11 protein-coding genes and 1 tRNA gene are annotated in these 16,059 nt (G+C 65.0%); 6 read left to right on the top strand and 6 right to left on the bottom strand.

What is annotated here, in order from left to right:
• The first annotated feature begins 18 nt into the window (after nt 1–18).
• Nucleotides 19–92, top strand: a tRNA-Gly gene (locus tag HU751_RS13925).
• Between the two features lie 169 nt (nt 93–261).
• On the opposite strand, the gene HU751_RS13920 is transcribed toward HU751_RS13925, so the two are convergent.
• Complete coding sequence (locus HU751_RS13920; protein ID WP_186732021.1) at nt 262–1,812, bottom strand: Fic family protein; 1,551 nt, start codon at nt 1,810–1,812, stop codon at nt 262–264.
• A 366-nt stretch (nt 1,813–2,178) separates the two neighbouring features.
• Here HU751_RS13920 and HU751_RS13915 point away from each other — a divergent pair, with 366 nt between their 5' ends.
• Entirely contained in the window at nt 2,179–3,879 is a 1,701-nt protein-coding gene (locus HU751_RS13915) for a SulP family inorganic anion transporter (RefSeq protein WP_186732020.1), read from the top strand.
• 115 nt (nt 3,880–3,994) lie between these two features.
• Here the strand turns inward: HU751_RS13915 and HU751_RS13910 are convergent, their stop codons facing one another.
• The 5 genes from HU751_RS13910 to HU751_RS13890 form a co-directional block, all read right to left on the bottom strand.
• Nucleotides 3,995–5,590 (bottom strand): alpha/beta hydrolase, encoded by a 1,596-nt coding sequence (locus HU751_RS13910; RefSeq protein WP_186732019.1) that lies wholly within the window; start codon nt 5,588–5,590, stop codon nt 3,995–3,997.
• 7 nt (nt 5,591–5,597) lie between these two features.
• Complete coding sequence (locus tag HU751_RS13905; RefSeq protein WP_186732018.1) at nt 5,598–7,961, bottom strand: TonB-dependent receptor; 2,364 nt, start codon at nt 7,959–7,961, stop codon at nt 5,598–5,600.
• 80 nt (nt 7,962–8,041) lie between these two features.
• Complete coding sequence (locus HU751_RS13900; RefSeq protein ID WP_186732017.1) at nt 8,042–9,004, bottom strand: FecR family protein; 963 nt, start codon at nt 9,002–9,004, stop codon at nt 8,042–8,044.
• Nucleotides 8,997–9,533, bottom strand: coding sequence for an RNA polymerase sigma factor (locus HU751_RS13895; protein ID WP_186732016.1), 537 nt, complete (start codon nt 9,531–9,533; stop codon nt 8,997–8,999). The genes HU751_RS13900 and HU751_RS13895 overlap by 8 nt, the downstream gene beginning before the upstream one ends.
• Nucleotides 9,534–9,613: 80 nt before the next feature.
• On the bottom strand, nt 9,614–10,672 hold the full coding sequence (locus HU751_RS13890; protein ID WP_186732015.1) for a glycerophosphodiester phosphodiesterase family protein: 1,059 nt from the start codon (nt 10,670–10,672) through the stop codon (nt 9,614–9,616).
• Nucleotides 10,673–10,814: 142 nt separating this feature from the next.
• Here HU751_RS13890 and HU751_RS13885 point away from each other — a divergent pair, with 142 nt between their 5' ends.
• The 4 genes from HU751_RS13885 (at nt 10,815) to HU751_RS13870 (ending at nt 16,045) form a co-directional block, all read left to right on the top strand.
• Entirely contained in the window at nt 10,815–11,831 is a 1,017-nt protein-coding gene (locus HU751_RS13885) for a DUF4917 family protein (RefSeq protein ID WP_186732014.1), read from the top strand.
• 76 nt (nt 11,832–11,907) lie between these two features.
• Nucleotides 11,908–12,429, top strand: a complete 522-nt coding sequence (locus HU751_RS13880) for an RNA polymerase sigma factor (RefSeq protein WP_186732013.1) — start codon at nt 11,908–11,910, stop codon at nt 12,427–12,429.
• The gene (locus HU751_RS13875) at nt 12,426–13,373 is read left to right on the top strand and encodes a FecR family protein (RefSeq protein WP_186732012.1); all 948 of its coding nucleotides are present in this window, start codon (nt 12,426–12,428) and stop codon (nt 13,371–13,373) included. The genes HU751_RS13880 and HU751_RS13875 overlap by 4 nt, the downstream gene beginning before the upstream one ends.
• A gap of 119 nt (nt 13,374–13,492) precedes the next feature.
• Nucleotides 13,493–16,045: a TonB-dependent receptor gene (locus tag HU751_RS13870; RefSeq protein ID WP_186732011.1), complete on the top strand. Its 2,553-nt coding sequence runs from the start codon at nt 13,493–13,495 to the stop codon at nt 16,043–16,045.
• Nucleotides 16,046–16,059: the final 14 nt, after the last annotated feature.

Below are 16,059 nucleotides of genomic sequence, written 5' to 3'. Positions count from 1 at the left end.
AAAAAGTCGTGCTTCGAAGCGGGTATAGTTTATTGGTAAAACTATAGCTTCCCAAGCTATTGAGGAGGGTTCGATTCCCTCTACCCGCTCCAACTCGCATTCCCCGCACGACGTTCCAACAACGTCGTCGCTGTCAAAAGGAGCCTCGGCTCCTTTTTTCGTTTCTGCGCCAAAGCATTGATCTGGCCTCCCCCTAGACCCGGACTAACCCCGCCAGCCAGCAGCCAAAGCGTTCTGCCTTTCTGGCGCGGGATGTTGTCCTCATGGGAGAGTCTCCTCGTCTTGCCTATCTCGGTCTTCAAACGCCGACCGAACGGCCTCCACGATTCGCGCTGCCAAGCGCTCATCCTCGAGCTGCGGATAGTGCTTCCTGAGCTTGCCGGAAACACTCCAGCCATTCTCCTTGACCGCGCGAATGATGCGATTTGCATCCTGGTCTGGCATCTCCACGACGTCTTTGAGCCGCTCCTGGGCGAGCTGGAAGATGACAAGAATCCTGGCTTCGTCCGCCATCTGCGTTCGAATCGTGTGCTCGACGACGCGCGCCGTATAGAGAACATGTGCGGTCAGATCCGGATAGCGCCAGGCGAAGCGCGCATCTTCGTAGTCGTCGAACTCGAAGTTGCTCGGTGTACCGTCTTCGTAGGTCACGAGCCTGCCAAAGCGATAGGATGCCGCATAGCGCCGCATGAAGGGGCGAGAGAACACCTCCAGTGTCGCATCATAGCCGGCACGGAACTCGGTCGAGCTGGTAATGGTTGCTGAAACAGGCAATATCACGCCATTCGGAACCGCCTGGTCCCGAACCAGGGTGTCGTTGATCAGGAAGCGGTGGATTCGCCCATTGCCGTCTCTCATCGGATGGATGTAGACGAAGCCGAACGCCAATGCCGCGGCGCGCGCAAGCGATTCGGCGCCCCGGGTGGCCCTCTCGAATTCATTGAGGCCAGCAAGCATCGGAGCCAGGTCGTCAAAATGTGGGGCGACGTAGTGCACGATGTTCTCGCGCATCGTGGATTGCCCTACAAAAACGGGAGAGTGCCGCAACCCAAGGCCAAACGCATCGCGCCCCAGGATACCTGCCTGCAAGAGATGCAGACTTCGATCACTCAAGGGGTCTTCGATATAGCCGCAGTGTTGCGCAATGACATGTGCGAAGCGCTGGATGCGGTGGGCTTGGCCTTCCTCTTTTTCAATCAGAAAGCTCGCGCGCGACTCTTTCAACGTCAACCAACTCGCCGTCCGCATCAGGATGTCAGGGCCAAAGGTCTGATCGAGCTCTGCCAACGCGGCTCTCAGGTCAAACTGCAAGGCTCGCTGCACGGCATCGGTTCGCCGGATCAGCGGGCAAAACTCAGGCGTGCCTGGCAGATTGTTGTTGACCCGCCAGCGGCGAGATCGAAGCGGCGTGGTGCGGGTCAGGTAGTGGGTCGACGACACGGCATTGGTATAGGCGCCATTGGTCACATCAGGCACATCCAGATATTGCCCCGTCAGCCACTCGTACAGAAAACCGGTACGTCGTGCGTACTGACCAAAAGGGGAACGCCGGCACCAAGCTTCGACTGGCTCGGGTCCTATGACTGCAAACAAGCGGGCGAAGAATTCAAGGTGAATCTCTTCGTATTTGAGCCCGAATTCGAAGTGGCCTGCAAAATCGTCGTCGGGCCGATAGTTGGGCGGATACTTGTTTTCTACCTGACTACCGGTGTCGCGGCTTGCCCGCACCGTGCCGATGGTCGAATCGACGCGTAGAGGCTGCACCGGATCAATGCCGTACCGAGTGGCTAGCGCCTTGAAACCGACCTGCATGGGAAAATCCTCTACCGAAAGCCCAAAAACGCTACTCTTATTGAGATATCACACTAAAACAATACCATCAGCCGTGAGATACAAAAATGTTACAGAACGCACAAATTCGCTACTGATTTCAACTATCACCTTAAAAATGTTAATGAAAGCACTATTTCAACTCCCTCGACCCACCCCAACTCGCATTCCCCGCACGGCATTCCAACAACGTCGTCGCTGTCAAAAGGAGCCTCGGCTCCTTTTTTCGTTTCCAGCGTTCCTTTCTTGATCTGGCCCATGGCCAGCGCCGCGCCGATTGGCTTGAATGCCCAGTGATTCGCGGTGCATAACCGCTACGCTTTCTGAAACATCTCCAAAGGATTGCACATGTTTCTCTCCCGCTGGCTACCAGGCCTGGCCAACCTGTTGCACTACCGCCGCGAGTGGTTCCACGCTGACCTGCAGGCCGGCCTGTCGGTGGCCGCGATCCAGATCCCCATCGCCATCGCCTATGCGCAGATCGTCGGCCTGCCGCCACAGTACGGCTTGTACGCCTGCGTGCTGCCGATGATGGTCTATGCCCTGGTCGGCAGCTCACGCCAGTTGATGGTCGGCCCGGACGCCGCCACCTGCGCCATGATCGGCGGAGCCGTGGCGCCACTGGCCATGGGCGACCCGCACCGCATCGCCGAGCTGTCGGTGATCGTCACCGTGCTGGTGGGCGTGATGCTGATCGCCGCCGGGGTGGCCCGGGCCGGTTTCATCGCCAGCTTCTTCTCGCGGCCGATCCTCATCGGCTACCTCAACGGCATCGGCCTGAGCCTGCTCGCCGGGCAGTTGTCGAAGGTGGTGGGCTTCAAGATCGAAGGCGACGGCTTCATCCTCAGCCTGATCAACTTCCTCCAGCGTCTGGGCGAGATCCACTGGCTGACCCTGGCCATCGGCCTGGCCGGGTTGGGCCTGCTGATCTGGCTGCCGCGACGCTACCCACGGCTGCCGGCGGCACTGGTGACCGTGGTGGTGTTCACCGCGCTGGCCGGGCTGTTCGGTCTTGACCGTTACGGGGTAGCGATCCTCGGCCCGGTGCCGGCGGGCATCCCGGAGCTGGCCTGGCCGCAGAGCAGCCTGGCGGAAACCAAGAGCCTGCTGCGCGACGCCCTGGGTATCGCCACCATCAGTTTCTGCAGCGCCATGCTCACTGCCCGCAGCTTTGCCGCCCGCCACGGCTACGCGATCAACGCCAACCACGAGTTCCTCGCCCTGGGCGTGAGCAATCTGGCCGCCGGCATATCGCAAGGCTTTGCCATCAGCGGCGCCGACTCGCGCACCGCAGTCAACGACATGGTCGGCGGCAAGAGCCAGCTGGTGGGCATCATCGCCGCCCTGGTGATCGCCCTGATCCTGCTGTTCTTCACCGCGCCCATGGCCTGGATTCCCCAGGCCGCGCTGGGCGCGGTGCTGCTGATGGCCGGCTGGGGGCTGATCGACGTGAAGTCGCTCAAGACCATCCGCAAGCTCAGCCGCTTCGAGTTCTGGCTGTGCCTGCTGACCACGGTCGGCGTGCTCGGCCTGGGCGTGTTGCCGGGCATCGTGTTCGCCGTGACCCTGGCCATCCTGCGCCTGCTCTACAGCATCTACCAGCCCACCGACGCCGTGCTGGGCTGGGTGCCGGGCATCGAGGGCCAGGTGGACGTGCGCCAGCACAAGGACGCCCGCACCGTGCCAGGCCTGGTGGTGTACCGCTTCGACGACGCGATCCTGTTCTTCAATGCCGACTACTTCAAGATGCGCCTGCTCGAAGCCGTGCAGGGCGTGGAGAAACCACAGGTGGTGCTGTTCGACGCCGAAGCCGTGACCAGCATCGACGTCAGTGGCGTGGCGGCCCTGCGCGAAGTGCGCGACACCCTCGCCGCCCAGGGCATCCACTTCGCCATCGCCCGCGCCCGTGGCACCTTCCTGCGCATGCTCGTGCGTTCCGGGATGGCGCGGGAGATGGAGGACAAGCTGCTGTTCGGCTCGGTACGGGCGGGGATTCGGGCGTATCGGGTGTGGCGTAACAGGACTCGGCGGGAGGGAGAGGCGGATTGAGGGAAACCCATTTGGGCGAGTAGGTGCCTGGCGATAGCCTTGCAGCGCCTATGAGATCGAGCGCCGCGCGGGTGGCGCTCGATCTCAAAGACGCAGAGGATCCATCACCGAACGCTTACGGCACACAAGCCCGCGCAACAGCCTGTGTCCCCTGCCCAAGCAAGCTGATCAACCCACAGGGCAGGCTCCCCCGCCACTGCAGGTAGTCATGGCCGGCAGGAAACTCCACCTGATCCACCCGGTACCCCTTGGCCAGCAGCACATCGCGCAGATGGCGGTTGGTATCGAGGATCCTCGGCCCCTCGAACAGCCCAGCCTGCAGGTAGAACCGCAACGGCTGTCGCGGCGCCTTGACGTACTCGCGGGTCAACCAGCCAGGCTCGTCGCCGGCCATCGGCCACCAGAAGGAACCGGACATGCTCAGCACATTACCGAACAATTCCGGGTGCCTGAGGCCCATGTAGGCCGACGCCAGGCCGCCGTAACTGGACCCCGCGACCACGGTGCGCGCAGCCGACGCCGCCAATCCCTGGCGACTGGCCCAGGGCATCAACTCTTCGGCCATGAACCGGGCGAACAATGGGTTGGGCGGCAACTCCCGCTCGCGGCTTTCGCTGCTGGGGTTGGCGATGATCAGCGCCGCGGTGGGCGGGATCAGGCCGTCGGCAATCAGGTTGTCGAGTATCGTCGGGGTCGGCACCTGGCGGGTGTAGGCATGGGCATCGAACAGCACCAGCAAGGCCTGGTCGGCCTTGCCCGGGCGCCAGCCCGCCGGGCGGTAGAGGTAGATATCGCGCTCGTTGCCCAGCACCTCGCTGGCCAGGCGCTTGCGCTCCAGGCTGCCACGGGCCACCCCGGCACGCTCGGACACCCATGGCTGGGGCGCCGCATCCGCAAGCTCCAGCCGTGAGCGCGACAACCAGGCATCGCCGCTGGCGTCGGCGAAGCTGTTCGGGTTGAGCGGGTCGCGCCGGGTGCTGGCGAGGATCACCCGGCGGTCGTCGGACACCGGCACATCCGGCGCCATCTGATAACTCAGGCGGGTGGCCGCGGGCACCTCGAAGCTGTGGAACCAGACATCGCTCGCGCCCAGCCGGGACAGAGGTTCGTGATTGCCTGTGGGGGCACCGAACATCCGCACGTTGTCCCGCGCCCCACGCCAGAGGAAGGTGACCAGGCGCTTGCCGGGTTGCCCGGGGACGGCCTCGACCAAGGGCGTTCCCTCACTGGCACGGGCCTGCCAGAACACATCGGTAGCGCCTCCAGTTGCCAGGTGCTGCTGCAGGGCGCGCAGGGTCGGGCTGGCAAGGGGCGCGGGCGTGCGGCGTTGCTCGCCGACCGGCAGGACCTGCTCCAGGCTCAGGCTGAAGCGCGCCGCCGGGCGGATCGCCAGGGGTTCGGCGCGCACCGCGTAGCGACCGTCCTGCGGCGCGACGAAGAGGAACTCGCGAGGCTGGTCCAGGCCGTCGATCAGCAGGCGCAACGCCCCCCCTTTGGCGTCCAGCAGGCGCAGGCTGACATCACCGTCGATCCGGCCCCGCACCAGATCCCCGGCTTTGAGGGCCAACTGCCAGACTGGCGGATGCGCAGCATCAACCTGACCGGCGACCGGCTTTCCTACCTCGAGATCGGCGGGCGCGGCCGCCAAGGCCGCATTCGAACAGATCGCGGCCAGCAGCCATGCACCACTCAAGCGCTTGAATCGCTGCATACCCACCTCAGAAGTCGACGCTGGCGGAAAGTTTGAGCGTGCGCGGTTCACTGACGGTGGCGTAGCCATCGTTGAATACACCGGCCCAGTAGGCGCGGTTCTCGACGTTCTCCAGGCTGGCGCGCAGGGTCACCTCCTTGCTCAGCACCTTGGTCGCATAACGCGCGCCGAGGTCGTAGCGGGTCCACTGCGGGATCTTCAGCTGGTTGGCGGAATCGAGGTACTGGGAGCTGCTGTGGATACCCAGGGCGGTCAAGGTCAGGCCCTCGACCCCAGGCAGGTCCCACTCGGCGCCAAGGTTGGCCGACCAGGCCGGCACGCCGCGGGCGGTGTTGCCGTCCATGGCGCCATTGGCGGTCTTGCTCAGCACGGCGCGGGTGTAGGTCACGCCACCGAGCAGGCGCACGCTGGGGACGACTTCGCCGAACATCGTCCACTCCACGCCACGGTTGCGCTGCTCGCCGTCATCGTTGTAGCGATTGCTGGGCTTGTCGTAGATCATGCTGGGCTTGTCGATCTGGAACACCGCCAGCGTGTGGGTGAAGTCGCCCAGGTCCCATTTCACCCCGGCCTCCATCTGCTTGGCGACGTAGGGCGCGAACTGCTCGCCGTAGTTGGCGGCCTTCTGGTCGGTGACCATGCCGCCCTGGGTCAGGCCCTCGATGTAGTTGGCATACAGAGATACCGGCGCTTCCCAGGGCTTGAGCACGATACCCACGGCCGGGGTCAGCTTTTGCTCGTCGTACGAAGGGTTGCTCATCTTCTGCCGCACACGCTGGGAGCGGACTCCGAGGGTGAGCAGCACACGCTCGTCCATGAAGCCCAGGGTATCGGCCACGGCAAAGCTCGACAGGGTGTTGTCGCCGGTCTTGGTGCTGCTGCCGTGGTCGCCGGCGATGATCGCCTTGCCCGGGTGGTAGATGTTGGTGGGGTACTTGGCGCCGGTGACCGTCGGCGCACGGCCGATGTCCTGGTGCAGCAAGGTGGTGCTGAGCACCATCTGGTGGCTGACCGGGCCGGTCATGAAGTTGCCGCGCAGACCGGCCTCGGTGGACAGGCTGTGGGTGTATCCGGCCTGGTTGTAGGTTTCCCCCGTGGCCGTACCGTCGGCCTTGTTCACCACCACCCGGGTGCCGTTGAGAAACCCGTCGTAGCGGGTGCGCGCGCCACCGACGCTGGCGTAGGCGGTCCAGCTGTCATCGAGCTGGTATTCGCCACGCACCACCACGGCCTTGCTGATCTGACGGGCGTGAATACCTTCGAGGATGTTGGTGTCCGGCTTGGGTGCGCGGGTCACATGCTTGAGGTCGCTGAAGCCGGCCATCATCGGGCTGCCATTCTCCAGTTTCTCGTGGTTTTCGTAGGCATCCAGTTCGAGCTTGAAGTCGTCGCCCCGATAATCCAGGGCCAGTGCCGCCAGGGTACGGTCCTTGGACTGTTCGTCGACGCCCGTGTCGCCGCTACCATAGACGCCATTGAAACGAATGCCGAAGCGGCCATCGGCGAAACGCCGGCCGACATCGATATGCTCGGCGACATAGCCATCGGACACGTAGCTGGTGGTCAGGCGGGTCAACGGTGCGTCGCCGGCACGCTTGGGCACCAGGTTGACCACCCCGCCCACGCCACCGTTGGGCGCCATGCCATTGAGCAGCGCGCCCGGCCCCTTGAGCACCTCGACGCGTTCGAGGAATTCGGTCGGCACGTGGCCATCGGGCGCCAGGCCGTAGAGCCCCCCCAGCGCCAGCTCGGTGGAGTCCAGCGCATAACCACGGATCATGAAGTTCTCGTAGGCATGCCCTTCACCGGTACTGAAGCGGATCGACGGGTCATTGCGCAATACCGCGCCGACCGTGCCGCTCTGTTGGTTCTCGATGGTCTTGGCGGTGTAGGCGGTGACGCTGAAGGGGGTGTCCATCAAGTCGCGGTTGCCCAGCATGCCGATGCGCGCGCCACGGGCCACCTGGCCACCGCTGTAGCTTTCCGGCAGGTCGCTGTTGAAGCCCGAGGCATTGACCGTGGTCGCCCCCAGGGTCAGGACCCCCTGGTCGGTCGGGCCGCGCAGGATGATCACACCGTTTTCTTCCACCGCCACCAGGTCGCTGCCGGCCAGCAGCTGGCGCAGGGCCTGCAGCACCGTGTAGCGGCCCTGCAAGGCTGGTGCGCTGCGCCCGACCAGTACACGGCTGTCGGCGGCTATCGCCACCCCGGATGCATGGGCCAGGGCATGCACCGTGGCCTCCAGCGACTGACCCGGCAGGTCGAGGTTCAGCGGCTGGCTGTCGGCCAGGGCCAGGCCGCTGCCACCAAGGGCGCAGGCCAGGGCCAGGCGCCGCAGGGTGCCGGGGAAGCGGGAGGTGAAAAGCGACATGATCGGTCCTTGCAGGAGGTGGGTTCACTGCTGATGACGCGGCAGCGGCGGTTTACCCCTCAAAACAATTTCGCGGTATTTCAGCGCGGTGCGACCAGGCGCTGCGCGCCCTGCTCCAGCAGCCTGACCGGCAGGATCCCCGGCAACGCTTCGAGCAACACCTCGGGGCGGTCGCTCGGGAAACTGCCCGTCAAGCGCAGGTTGGCCACCCCCGGATCGACCCGGACAGTCCGCCCGACATAGGCATTGAGCTCGCCGATCACCTCAAGCAGCGGCTGGTCGGTGAACGACCACCAACCCCGCTGCCAGTGCGCCAGGTCCGGACCGAACCGGCCACCGGCACGCAAGCTGCCCAGCCGCCCCTGGCCATCCAGGCAGATGCGTTCGCCGGCCTGCAGCACCTGCTCGCCTCCCTGCAGGTCGCGCACCTGGACCCGCCCCCTGGCCACCGCCACCTGGACCCGGTCGCCACGGTCGCTGACGGTGAAGGCGGTGCCCAGCACCTGCACCACGCCCAGGCGCGTGCTGATCAGGAACGGTCGCCACAGCTCATGGGCGACATCGAAGAACACGTTGCCGTGCAGCAGCAGGACCTGGCGCTGGCCATGATCGAAACGCACGCGCAGGTTGCTTTCGGCGGCCACCAGCAACTGGCTGCCATCGGGCAGTGCCAGGGCCTGCGGCGCCTGCGCGTGGGCCGTCTGCAGGTCGTGGTGGAACGGCGCGGTGCGCTTGTACATCCAGCCCAGCCAGCCCCCTGCGGCCAGCAGCACGGCCAGCGCGCCGCCCTGGCGCAGCACCCGCCGACGACCGACATCGCAGGCCTGCGGCTGCAACGCGCCACGCAGTTGCGGCGCGAGGCGGTGAACCAGCTGCCAGCGCTGCTCGGCCTCCAGCCAGGCGCGCTCATGCTCGGCGCTGCGCCCGCGCCAGCGCTGCGCCAGGCCGTGTGTCTTGCGCACGCGTTCCGGATCGTCCCCTTGCAGCGCCGCCAGGTAGACCAGCGCCTGCTGCACCTTGCGCGACGCGGCCGCCTCAGTCATGACGGCTCGCCAGGCGCAGCTCGGACAGGTCGAAGACCGCCCGGGCGATATGCAGCTCGACCGACTTGGCCGACAGCGCCAGGGCCTCGCACACCTCTCGATGACTGTGGCCGTGCAGGCGCACGCGGACGAACACCTCGCGACGCAGCCTGGGCATGCGTTCGATGCGGGCGATCAGGTGCTGCAACTGTTCGCGCGCGATCATGATCTCTTCCACGCTGGGGCTGAGCCAATCGGCCCGCGCCAGCCAGTCTTCCAACGCCGCCAGTTCGGTGCTGCGCCGGCGGTACTGGTCGATGCACAGGTTGCGCGCCGCCTGGAACAGCAAGGCGCGGGCATTGATCACCGGTGCGTTGAGCGCATGGGCATAGGCCTGGGCGAAACTGGACTGGGCGATGTCGGCGGCATCGTCAGGATTGCGCAGCCGTCCGCAGAGGTAGCGGCGCAGATCACTGTAATGGGCAAGCAGATCTTCGACGGCCGCCTTGAGGGCCGGCTGGGCGTGCCAAACGCTGGAAAGGGAGGTCATTGCGGATGTGGCGAGGGCCGTTAATAGGAATTCCTATCATTCTCACACATGTCATTCGGCCATCGCCAGCATCGTGTCGATCAGTAACCCAACTTGCGCAGCAACTGGCCCTCGTTCTGCGGCAACGGCCTGCCATAGAAGCGCATCAGCTCAGCGGCGCGGTTGGTGAAGATGCCATCGACGCCGGCTTTCATCGCCTTGTCGAAGTCCACCGCCTCGTCGAGGGTGTACACATGCACCAGCAGGCCCTTGGCATGGCTGGCCTGGTTCATCCAGGGCTGGATCAGGTCGGAATAGCTCTGCTCGCCCAGGTGGGTGCGGATCGCCGAAGGGCCGGTACCGATGGCGCCGCCGGCCTTGGCGTAGTCGAGCCAGCGCTCGAACTCGGCGCGGTCCTTGGGTTGCTGGCGGGCGTAGAAGGCCGACTTGTCCTGCTCGCCGGACTCGGCGAAGTCCTGCCCGGAGGCCGGTTCGATGCTGCCCTTGGCCACCCACAGCAAGAGGATCTTCGGCACCTGCGGCATGGCTTCGTGCAGCAGCTTGAGGCTGTTGCGGTCGAAGGTCTGCAACACCACCCGGCCCGGCTTGTCGAGCCAGCCGCGGGCCTCGAGGCGCTTCTTCAGGTCCTGCTCGATGCCGGGGAACTGGGCCGGTTCCTTGGTCTCGATGTACAGGCCTGGGAGACGCTCGGGGTTGCCTTCGGCGATGTCGATCACCTCGTCCAGGGTCAGGATGCGCTGGCCCTTGAACGCATCCCGGGCCCGCTCGGGATAGGCCTTGTTGAACCAGCTGCCAGCGTCCAGCGCCTTGAGCTCGGCCAGGGTGAAGGCGCTGACCGGGCTGGCCTTGCGCTCCGGGTAACGTTCGGCGACGTCACTGGTGCGCGCCAGCACATCGTCGTGGACCACCACCAGCACGCCATCGCGGGTGCGCTGCAGGTCCATTTCCAGGTAGTCGGCGCCCAGTTCACGGGCCAGCAGGTAGGCGGGGGTGGTGGACTCGGGCGCGTCGAACGAGGCGCCGCGGTGGGCGATCACGGCCGGATGAGGAATGTCCTGGGCGCTGGCGAGGGCCTTGCCGTCAGTGGCATGGGCGGCAGCGCTCGCCAGCAGGGTGGCCAGGAGAAGGGTCTTGTACATGGGGAGTCCTTTGCAGATCGGGGCCGGCCTCTGGAAGACGCCGGCGAGGTCAACAGTGCAGTCCTTGAAGGCGCAAGCCTCGCACACTCTGCATGACATGCTAAAGTCCCCGGCGTTTTCCGCCACACCCAACGGACCGCCCATGCCCGCTCTCGACGCCCACCTGCCCTCCTGGGCCGACCTCAACCAGCGCCACCCCAGCACGGCCCTGCTGCTGGGCAACGGCGCCAGCCGCGCGCTGTGGAAACCGTTCGGCTACTTCTCGTTGTTCGAGCAAGCCCAGCAGGTGCGACACAAGGCGCTGGGGGTGAGCGACCAGGCGCTGTTCAAGGCCCTGGGCAGCGAGCTGTTCGAGCCGGTGCTCAGCACCCTGAACACCACGGTACGGGCAAACGCCGCGCTGGCGATCAACTCCACCGCGCCGCTGAACCGCTACTACTCGATCAAGGAAGCGCTGATCCACGCGGTGCGCGCCGTGCACCTGCCCTGGCCGCTGTTCCCCGACGCGACGCGCACGGCCATCAACCAGGCGCTGCGCCAGTACCGCACCGTCTACACCAGCAACTACGACCTGATCCTGCCCTGGGCCATGGCCCAGGATGCGCAAGGTTTCGCCAGCCTGTTCGACGAGCAGGGCTTCTTCGATGTGCGCCGCAGCCAGGTCGAAGGCATTCGTGTGCTGCACCTGCATGGCGGCATGCACCTGCTCAAGTTACCCGACGGCAGCACCCGCCAGCGTGGCGCGGAACAGGCCGAATTGCTCGAAGGCTTCGCCGTCAACATCCCCGGCGAAGTGCCGCTGTTCGTCAACGAGAGCCACAGCGAGGACAAACTGCGCGCCATCCGCCACTCGGACTACCTGTCCTGGAGCCTGGGCCAGCTGGCCCGCGAACAGGGTGGCCTGTGCCTGTTCGGCCAGCACCTGGACGCCAACGACCAGCACCTGCTCGAGGCCATCCGCCAGGCACGGCCCCGGCACCTGGCCATCGCCATCCGGCCATTGAGCGAGGCGTCGATCATCAACCAGAAGCAGCATTTTATCGACCGTTTCGCCGACCTTGACCAGGTTCCCCTGCACTTCTTCGATTCAACCAGTCATCCCCTGGGGTTGGCCGAACTGGCGATTGTCGTACCTGCCAGCCACGCTCGTCGGCATTGAATCAGCAGCTTTGCAAATGTAAATAATTCTCGATAAGATCCGCACCCTTTCCTCCACGCCAGCCCGGAAAGCGTGCATGCAGCGCCCCAAGCCCGACCCTGTCGCCCACGGTTTCTATGCCGACATCCTGCATTTCCTGCGCAAGCGCATGGACAATGCCAGCGATGCCGCGGACATGACCCAGGATGTGTTCGCCCAGTGGCTGGGCTATCGGGACCGGGCCAAGGTGGAGCAGCCGCGCGCGTTCCTGTTCCAGGTGGCGCGCAACCTGCTGAGCGACCATTGGCGACGGCAGAAAGTCCGCCACTCAGTGCTGGCCGACGACAACCTGCCCGAAGCACATGAACCACCGGCCAATGACCCGCTGGACCATGCCCAACAGCAACAACGGCTGAATCAATTACGCCAGGTGCTCAGCGAACTCTCGCCGCGACGCCGCGAAGCCCTTATGCTGCACCGTTTCGAAGGCCTGACCCAGGCCCAGATCGCCGAACGCATGAACATTTCCGTCAGCATGGTCGAGAAGCACATCGCCGCCGCCCTGCTGCAATGCAAGCAACGCCTGGACAGTGACAACGGCACGGAGCAGTTCCCATGACCCCCACCGACGAGCTCGACCCGCGCCCGATCGACGCCCAGGCGGCGAGCTGGTTCAGCCGCAACCGCAACCAGCCGTCGCGCCAGGAGCGCAAGGCGTTCGCCCTGTGGATGCAGACGCCCGAGCACACCCGCGCCTACCGCCAGTTCGAACAGTTATGGGATGACCTGGCCGCGCTCAAGCAGGCCAACCGCCCCGTGCCCTTGCCGGTGCGCCGCGCGCCACGCTGGCGCCCGGCCCTGGCAACCGCGGCGGCGCTGCTCTGCGCGGTGCTGGCGGGCAACCTGGGGGCGGGCAGCAGCGCCTTCAGCCAGCGCATCGCCGCCGGCCAGGCCTTGCAGACCCTGCAACTGCCCGACGGCAGCCAGCTCTTCGTCAACGCCCAGACCCGCCTACGCCTGGACTTCAGCGCCGAGCGCCGGCTGATCCATCTCGACCACGGCCAGCTGTACATCGAGGTAGCGCCGGACAAGGAACGCCCCCTGTTCGTCGATGCCGGCAGTGGCCGGGTGCGCGTGGTCGGCACCGGTTTCGACCTGCGTCGTGGCGAGCGCGAACTGGTGGTGGCGGTCGCCCACGGCCAGGTAGCGTTCGATACGCCGGGGGAACGACATCCGCCCGTGCTGCTTGCTGCCCGTCAGGGCGCCACCTACGACCTGGCGCGCGGCAGCCTGACCCGCCACGAACTCGGCGAGCAGCAGGTCGCCGACTGGCGCGAGGGCCATGTGAGCTTTCGCAACCGCGAACTGGCCAGCCTGGTCGACGAGCTCGGCCTGTATCGCCAGCACCCGGTGGTGCTGGCCGATCCGGCGCTCGGCCGCTACAAGGTGTCCGGCAACCTCGACGTGCACGATCCGGATGCCCTGCTCAATGCCCTGCCCGCGCTGTTGCCGGTCAAAACCACCTTGCTCGCCGACGGGCGCCTGCGCATCGAACGACGCTAAAAAATAATTTGAGAATTTTTATCATTCGCAGGTGAGGTTTTGTCGCAACGCCGCGTCTTCCTCCCCGCCTGCCGCGTGATGGCGGGCTTTTTCCGGCCTTTTGCCGTTTGGGGGAATCCATGTTGTCCGCGTTGCGTCCATTGCACTGCCTGCCTGCCCGACCCACCCTGCTGGCCCTGTGCCTGGCCATGAGCCTGGCCGCCGAAGCCGCGCCGGTGCCCTTCGACCTGCCCGCGCAACCGCTGGCCCGCTCGCTGAGCCAACTGGCCCAGCAGGCCAAGGTCCAGCTGCTGTTCGACGAGGCCCTGCTCGGCAGCGCCCAGGCACCGGCGCTCAAGGGCGACTTCGAGGCCGAGGCGGCCATCGGGCGCCTGCTGCTGGGCAGCCGCTTCAGTGTCGTGCGCATGGGCAACACCTACGTGGTGCGCCTGCGCGAGGACGACCCGACTGCCGACAACAGCCTGCAACTTGGGGCCGTGAGCATCGTCGGTGACGGCCAGCAAGTCGACGCAGGCAACGTCGGGCGCTCGACCCTCGACCAGGAACAGATCGACCGCTACCAGCCCAGCAACATTCCAAGCGTGCTGGCTACCCTGCCGGGGGTGAACATGGGCGGCTCGTCCAAGCCCGGCGGTCAGACCATCAACATCTGGGGCTTCGGCGACGCCGAGGACGTGCCAATGACCCTCGACGGTGCGCCCAAAAGCGGCTTCGAGCGCTATCAACAAGGCACCATATTCATCGAGCCCGAGCTGATCAAACACATCGAGGTCGAAAAAGGACCGCACTCGGTCAAGACCGGCAATGGCGGTTTTGGCGGCAGCGTCAACATGGAGACCAAGGACGCCGGCGACCTGCTGCAGGAGGGTCGCAACAGCGGTGCGATGCTCAAATACGGTTATGGCAGCAACGACCACCAGCAGATCTACAGCTCGGCATTGTTCGGCCGTACCGACGACGGTCGCATCGACGGCCTGGTGTATTACACCAAGCGCGACGGCGGCAACCTGAAGATGGCCGATAGCCTGCCCGACCCCACCGGCAAATGGCCGATCAACCCTCAGCGCATCCCCTACAGTGCCCTGGACCTGGACGGCGCCCTGCTCAAGACCAACATCCATTTCACCGACGAGCACAGCCTGGGACTGTCCTGGGCACAATCGGAAAGCCAGCGCTGGACCACGTTCTCATCGACCGCTTTCAGCACACCGCCCACCGCGGCGGATATCAAGAAATACGGATACGAAGCTGCCCTCAAGCGTTTCCTAGCCAACCGCCGCACCATCGACACCACCTGGTCGGCCACCTACAAGTACCAACCGATCGAGAACCCGTGGGTGGACCTGCAGGTGAAGTACTCCGAATCGGACACCAAGCAGACCGATGAGCGCGACGCTACGGCGTTCTTCCAGCCCGCCACCGGTGGGCGCAAGATGGATACCGAGTACAAGGACCGCATGCTCGATGTGAAGAACACCAGCACCTTCCTTACCGGCCCCCTGGAACATGCTTTCACCGCCGGCGTGCAGGTGCGCCGCCATGACCGGGACACGCAGATGTGGATGCCCGGCAAGACCTACGAAGTACCCAAGTACAACTATGGCCACTACCAGCCGTACTTCATGCCCAGCGGCCAGGTCGACAGCCAAGGTTATTACCTGCAGGACGCCATCACCTTCGGCGACCTGACCATCACCCCGTCGTTGCGCTACGACCACGTGACTAACGAGGGCAAGCCCAACCAGGCGCCGTACTACAACAACCCGGCGGCCGGCCACGACTACAGCGACAAGACCTACAGCGGTTGGTCGCCACGTCTGTCGCTGTTCTGGAAAATGAACGAGCAGACCGCGCTGTTCGCCGACTACAGCAAGACCTGGCGCGCCCCGGTGCTTGATGAACAGTATGAAGTGCAGGGTGTCGGCAGCCGCACCGCCACCAGCCGCAACCTCGACCCCGAGCGCATTACCGGTGTACGGGTGGGGAGCATCAGCACCTTCACCAACGTGTTCAGCCAGGGTGACAGCGCGCAGATTCGCACCATGGCATTCCACAACAAGGTCACTGACGAGATCTTCAAGGCCACCGGCATCGGCTGCCAGGAACAGCTGGTAAACGGCGGCACCATCGCCAACACCTGCGGCGACGGACTGATGGGCAACTACCGCAATATCGGTGACGTGACCTACAAGGGCTTCGAGATAGAGACCTTCTACGACGCCACCTATTGGTTCGGGGCGGTTTCTTACTCGTGGATGGAAGGCCGCCACGAGGGCGCCTACACCAACCCTTGGGGCCCCGACGTGTGGGCCAAGGATGTGCCGGCGCCAAAATGGATCACCACCCTGGGGGTCAAGATTCCGTCCTGGGACGCCCGTGTCGGCTGGACCGCACAGTTCGTCGGCGCCACCCACCACCTGCCCAGTGACAAGTACTTCGAGGGCCCGGCCAGTGCCCTGGGCGATCGCTACTACGACAACTTCGGCAACGAGAAGTACGAGATTCACGGCCTGTTCGCCAACTGGAAACCCCAGCAGCCGTACCTCAAGGGCACCGAGGTCAACCTGACCGTGGACAACCTGTTCAACAAGGCCATCCGGCCGGAGTTGTCGGGCGAGAACGCCTACACCCAGGGGCGCAATGCCAAGATCAGCGTGACCCGGTTCTTCTGATCCTGCGCAACGGC

This window comes from Pseudomonas peradeniyensis (assembly GCF_014268935.2).
Taxonomy (GTDB): domain Bacteria; phylum Pseudomonadota; class Gammaproteobacteria; order Pseudomonadales; family Pseudomonadaceae; genus Aquipseudomonas; species Aquipseudomonas peradeniyensis.
The sequence above is the reverse complement of the archived record's forward strand: the minus strand, read 5'-3'. Positions and strand labels throughout refer to the sequence as shown.

Coding starts and splice junctions, on each gene's coding strand:
- HU751_RS13920 (WP_186732021.1), bottom strand. CDS start 1,812: ATGCAGGTCGGTTTCAAGGCGCTAGCCACTCGGTACGGCATTGATCCG.
- HU751_RS13915 (WP_186732020.1), top strand. CDS start 2,179: ATGTTTCTCTCCCGCTGGCTACCAGGCCTGGCCAACCTGTTGCACTAC.
- HU751_RS13910 (WP_186732019.1), bottom strand. CDS start 5,590: ATGCAGCGATTCAAGCGCTTGAGTGGTGCATGGCTGCTGGCCGCGATC.
- HU751_RS13905 (WP_186732018.1), bottom strand. CDS start 7,961: ATGTCGCTTTTCACCTCCCGCTTCCCCGGCACCCTGCGGCGCCTGGCC.
- HU751_RS13900 (WP_186732017.1), bottom strand. CDS start 9,004: ATGACTGAGGCGGCCGCGTCGCGCAAGGTGCAGCAGGCGCTGGTCTAC.
- HU751_RS13895 (WP_186732016.1), bottom strand. CDS start 9,533: ATGACCTCCCTTTCCAGCGTTTGGCACGCCCAGCCGGCCCTCAAGGCG.
- HU751_RS13890 (WP_186732015.1), bottom strand. CDS start 10,672: ATGTACAAGACCCTTCTCCTGGCCACCCTGCTGGCGAGCGCTGCCGCC.
- HU751_RS13885 (WP_186732014.1), top strand. CDS start 10,815: ATGCCCGCTCTCGACGCCCACCTGCCCTCCTGGGCCGACCTCAACCAG.
- HU751_RS13880 (WP_186732013.1), top strand. CDS start 11,908: ATGCAGCGCCCCAAGCCCGACCCTGTCGCCCACGGTTTCTATGCCGAC.
- HU751_RS13875 (WP_186732012.1), top strand. CDS start 12,426: ATGACCCCCACCGACGAGCTCGACCCGCGCCCGATCGACGCCCAGGCG.
- HU751_RS13870 (WP_186732011.1), top strand. CDS start 13,493: ATGTTGTCCGCGTTGCGTCCATTGCACTGCCTGCCTGCCCGACCCACC.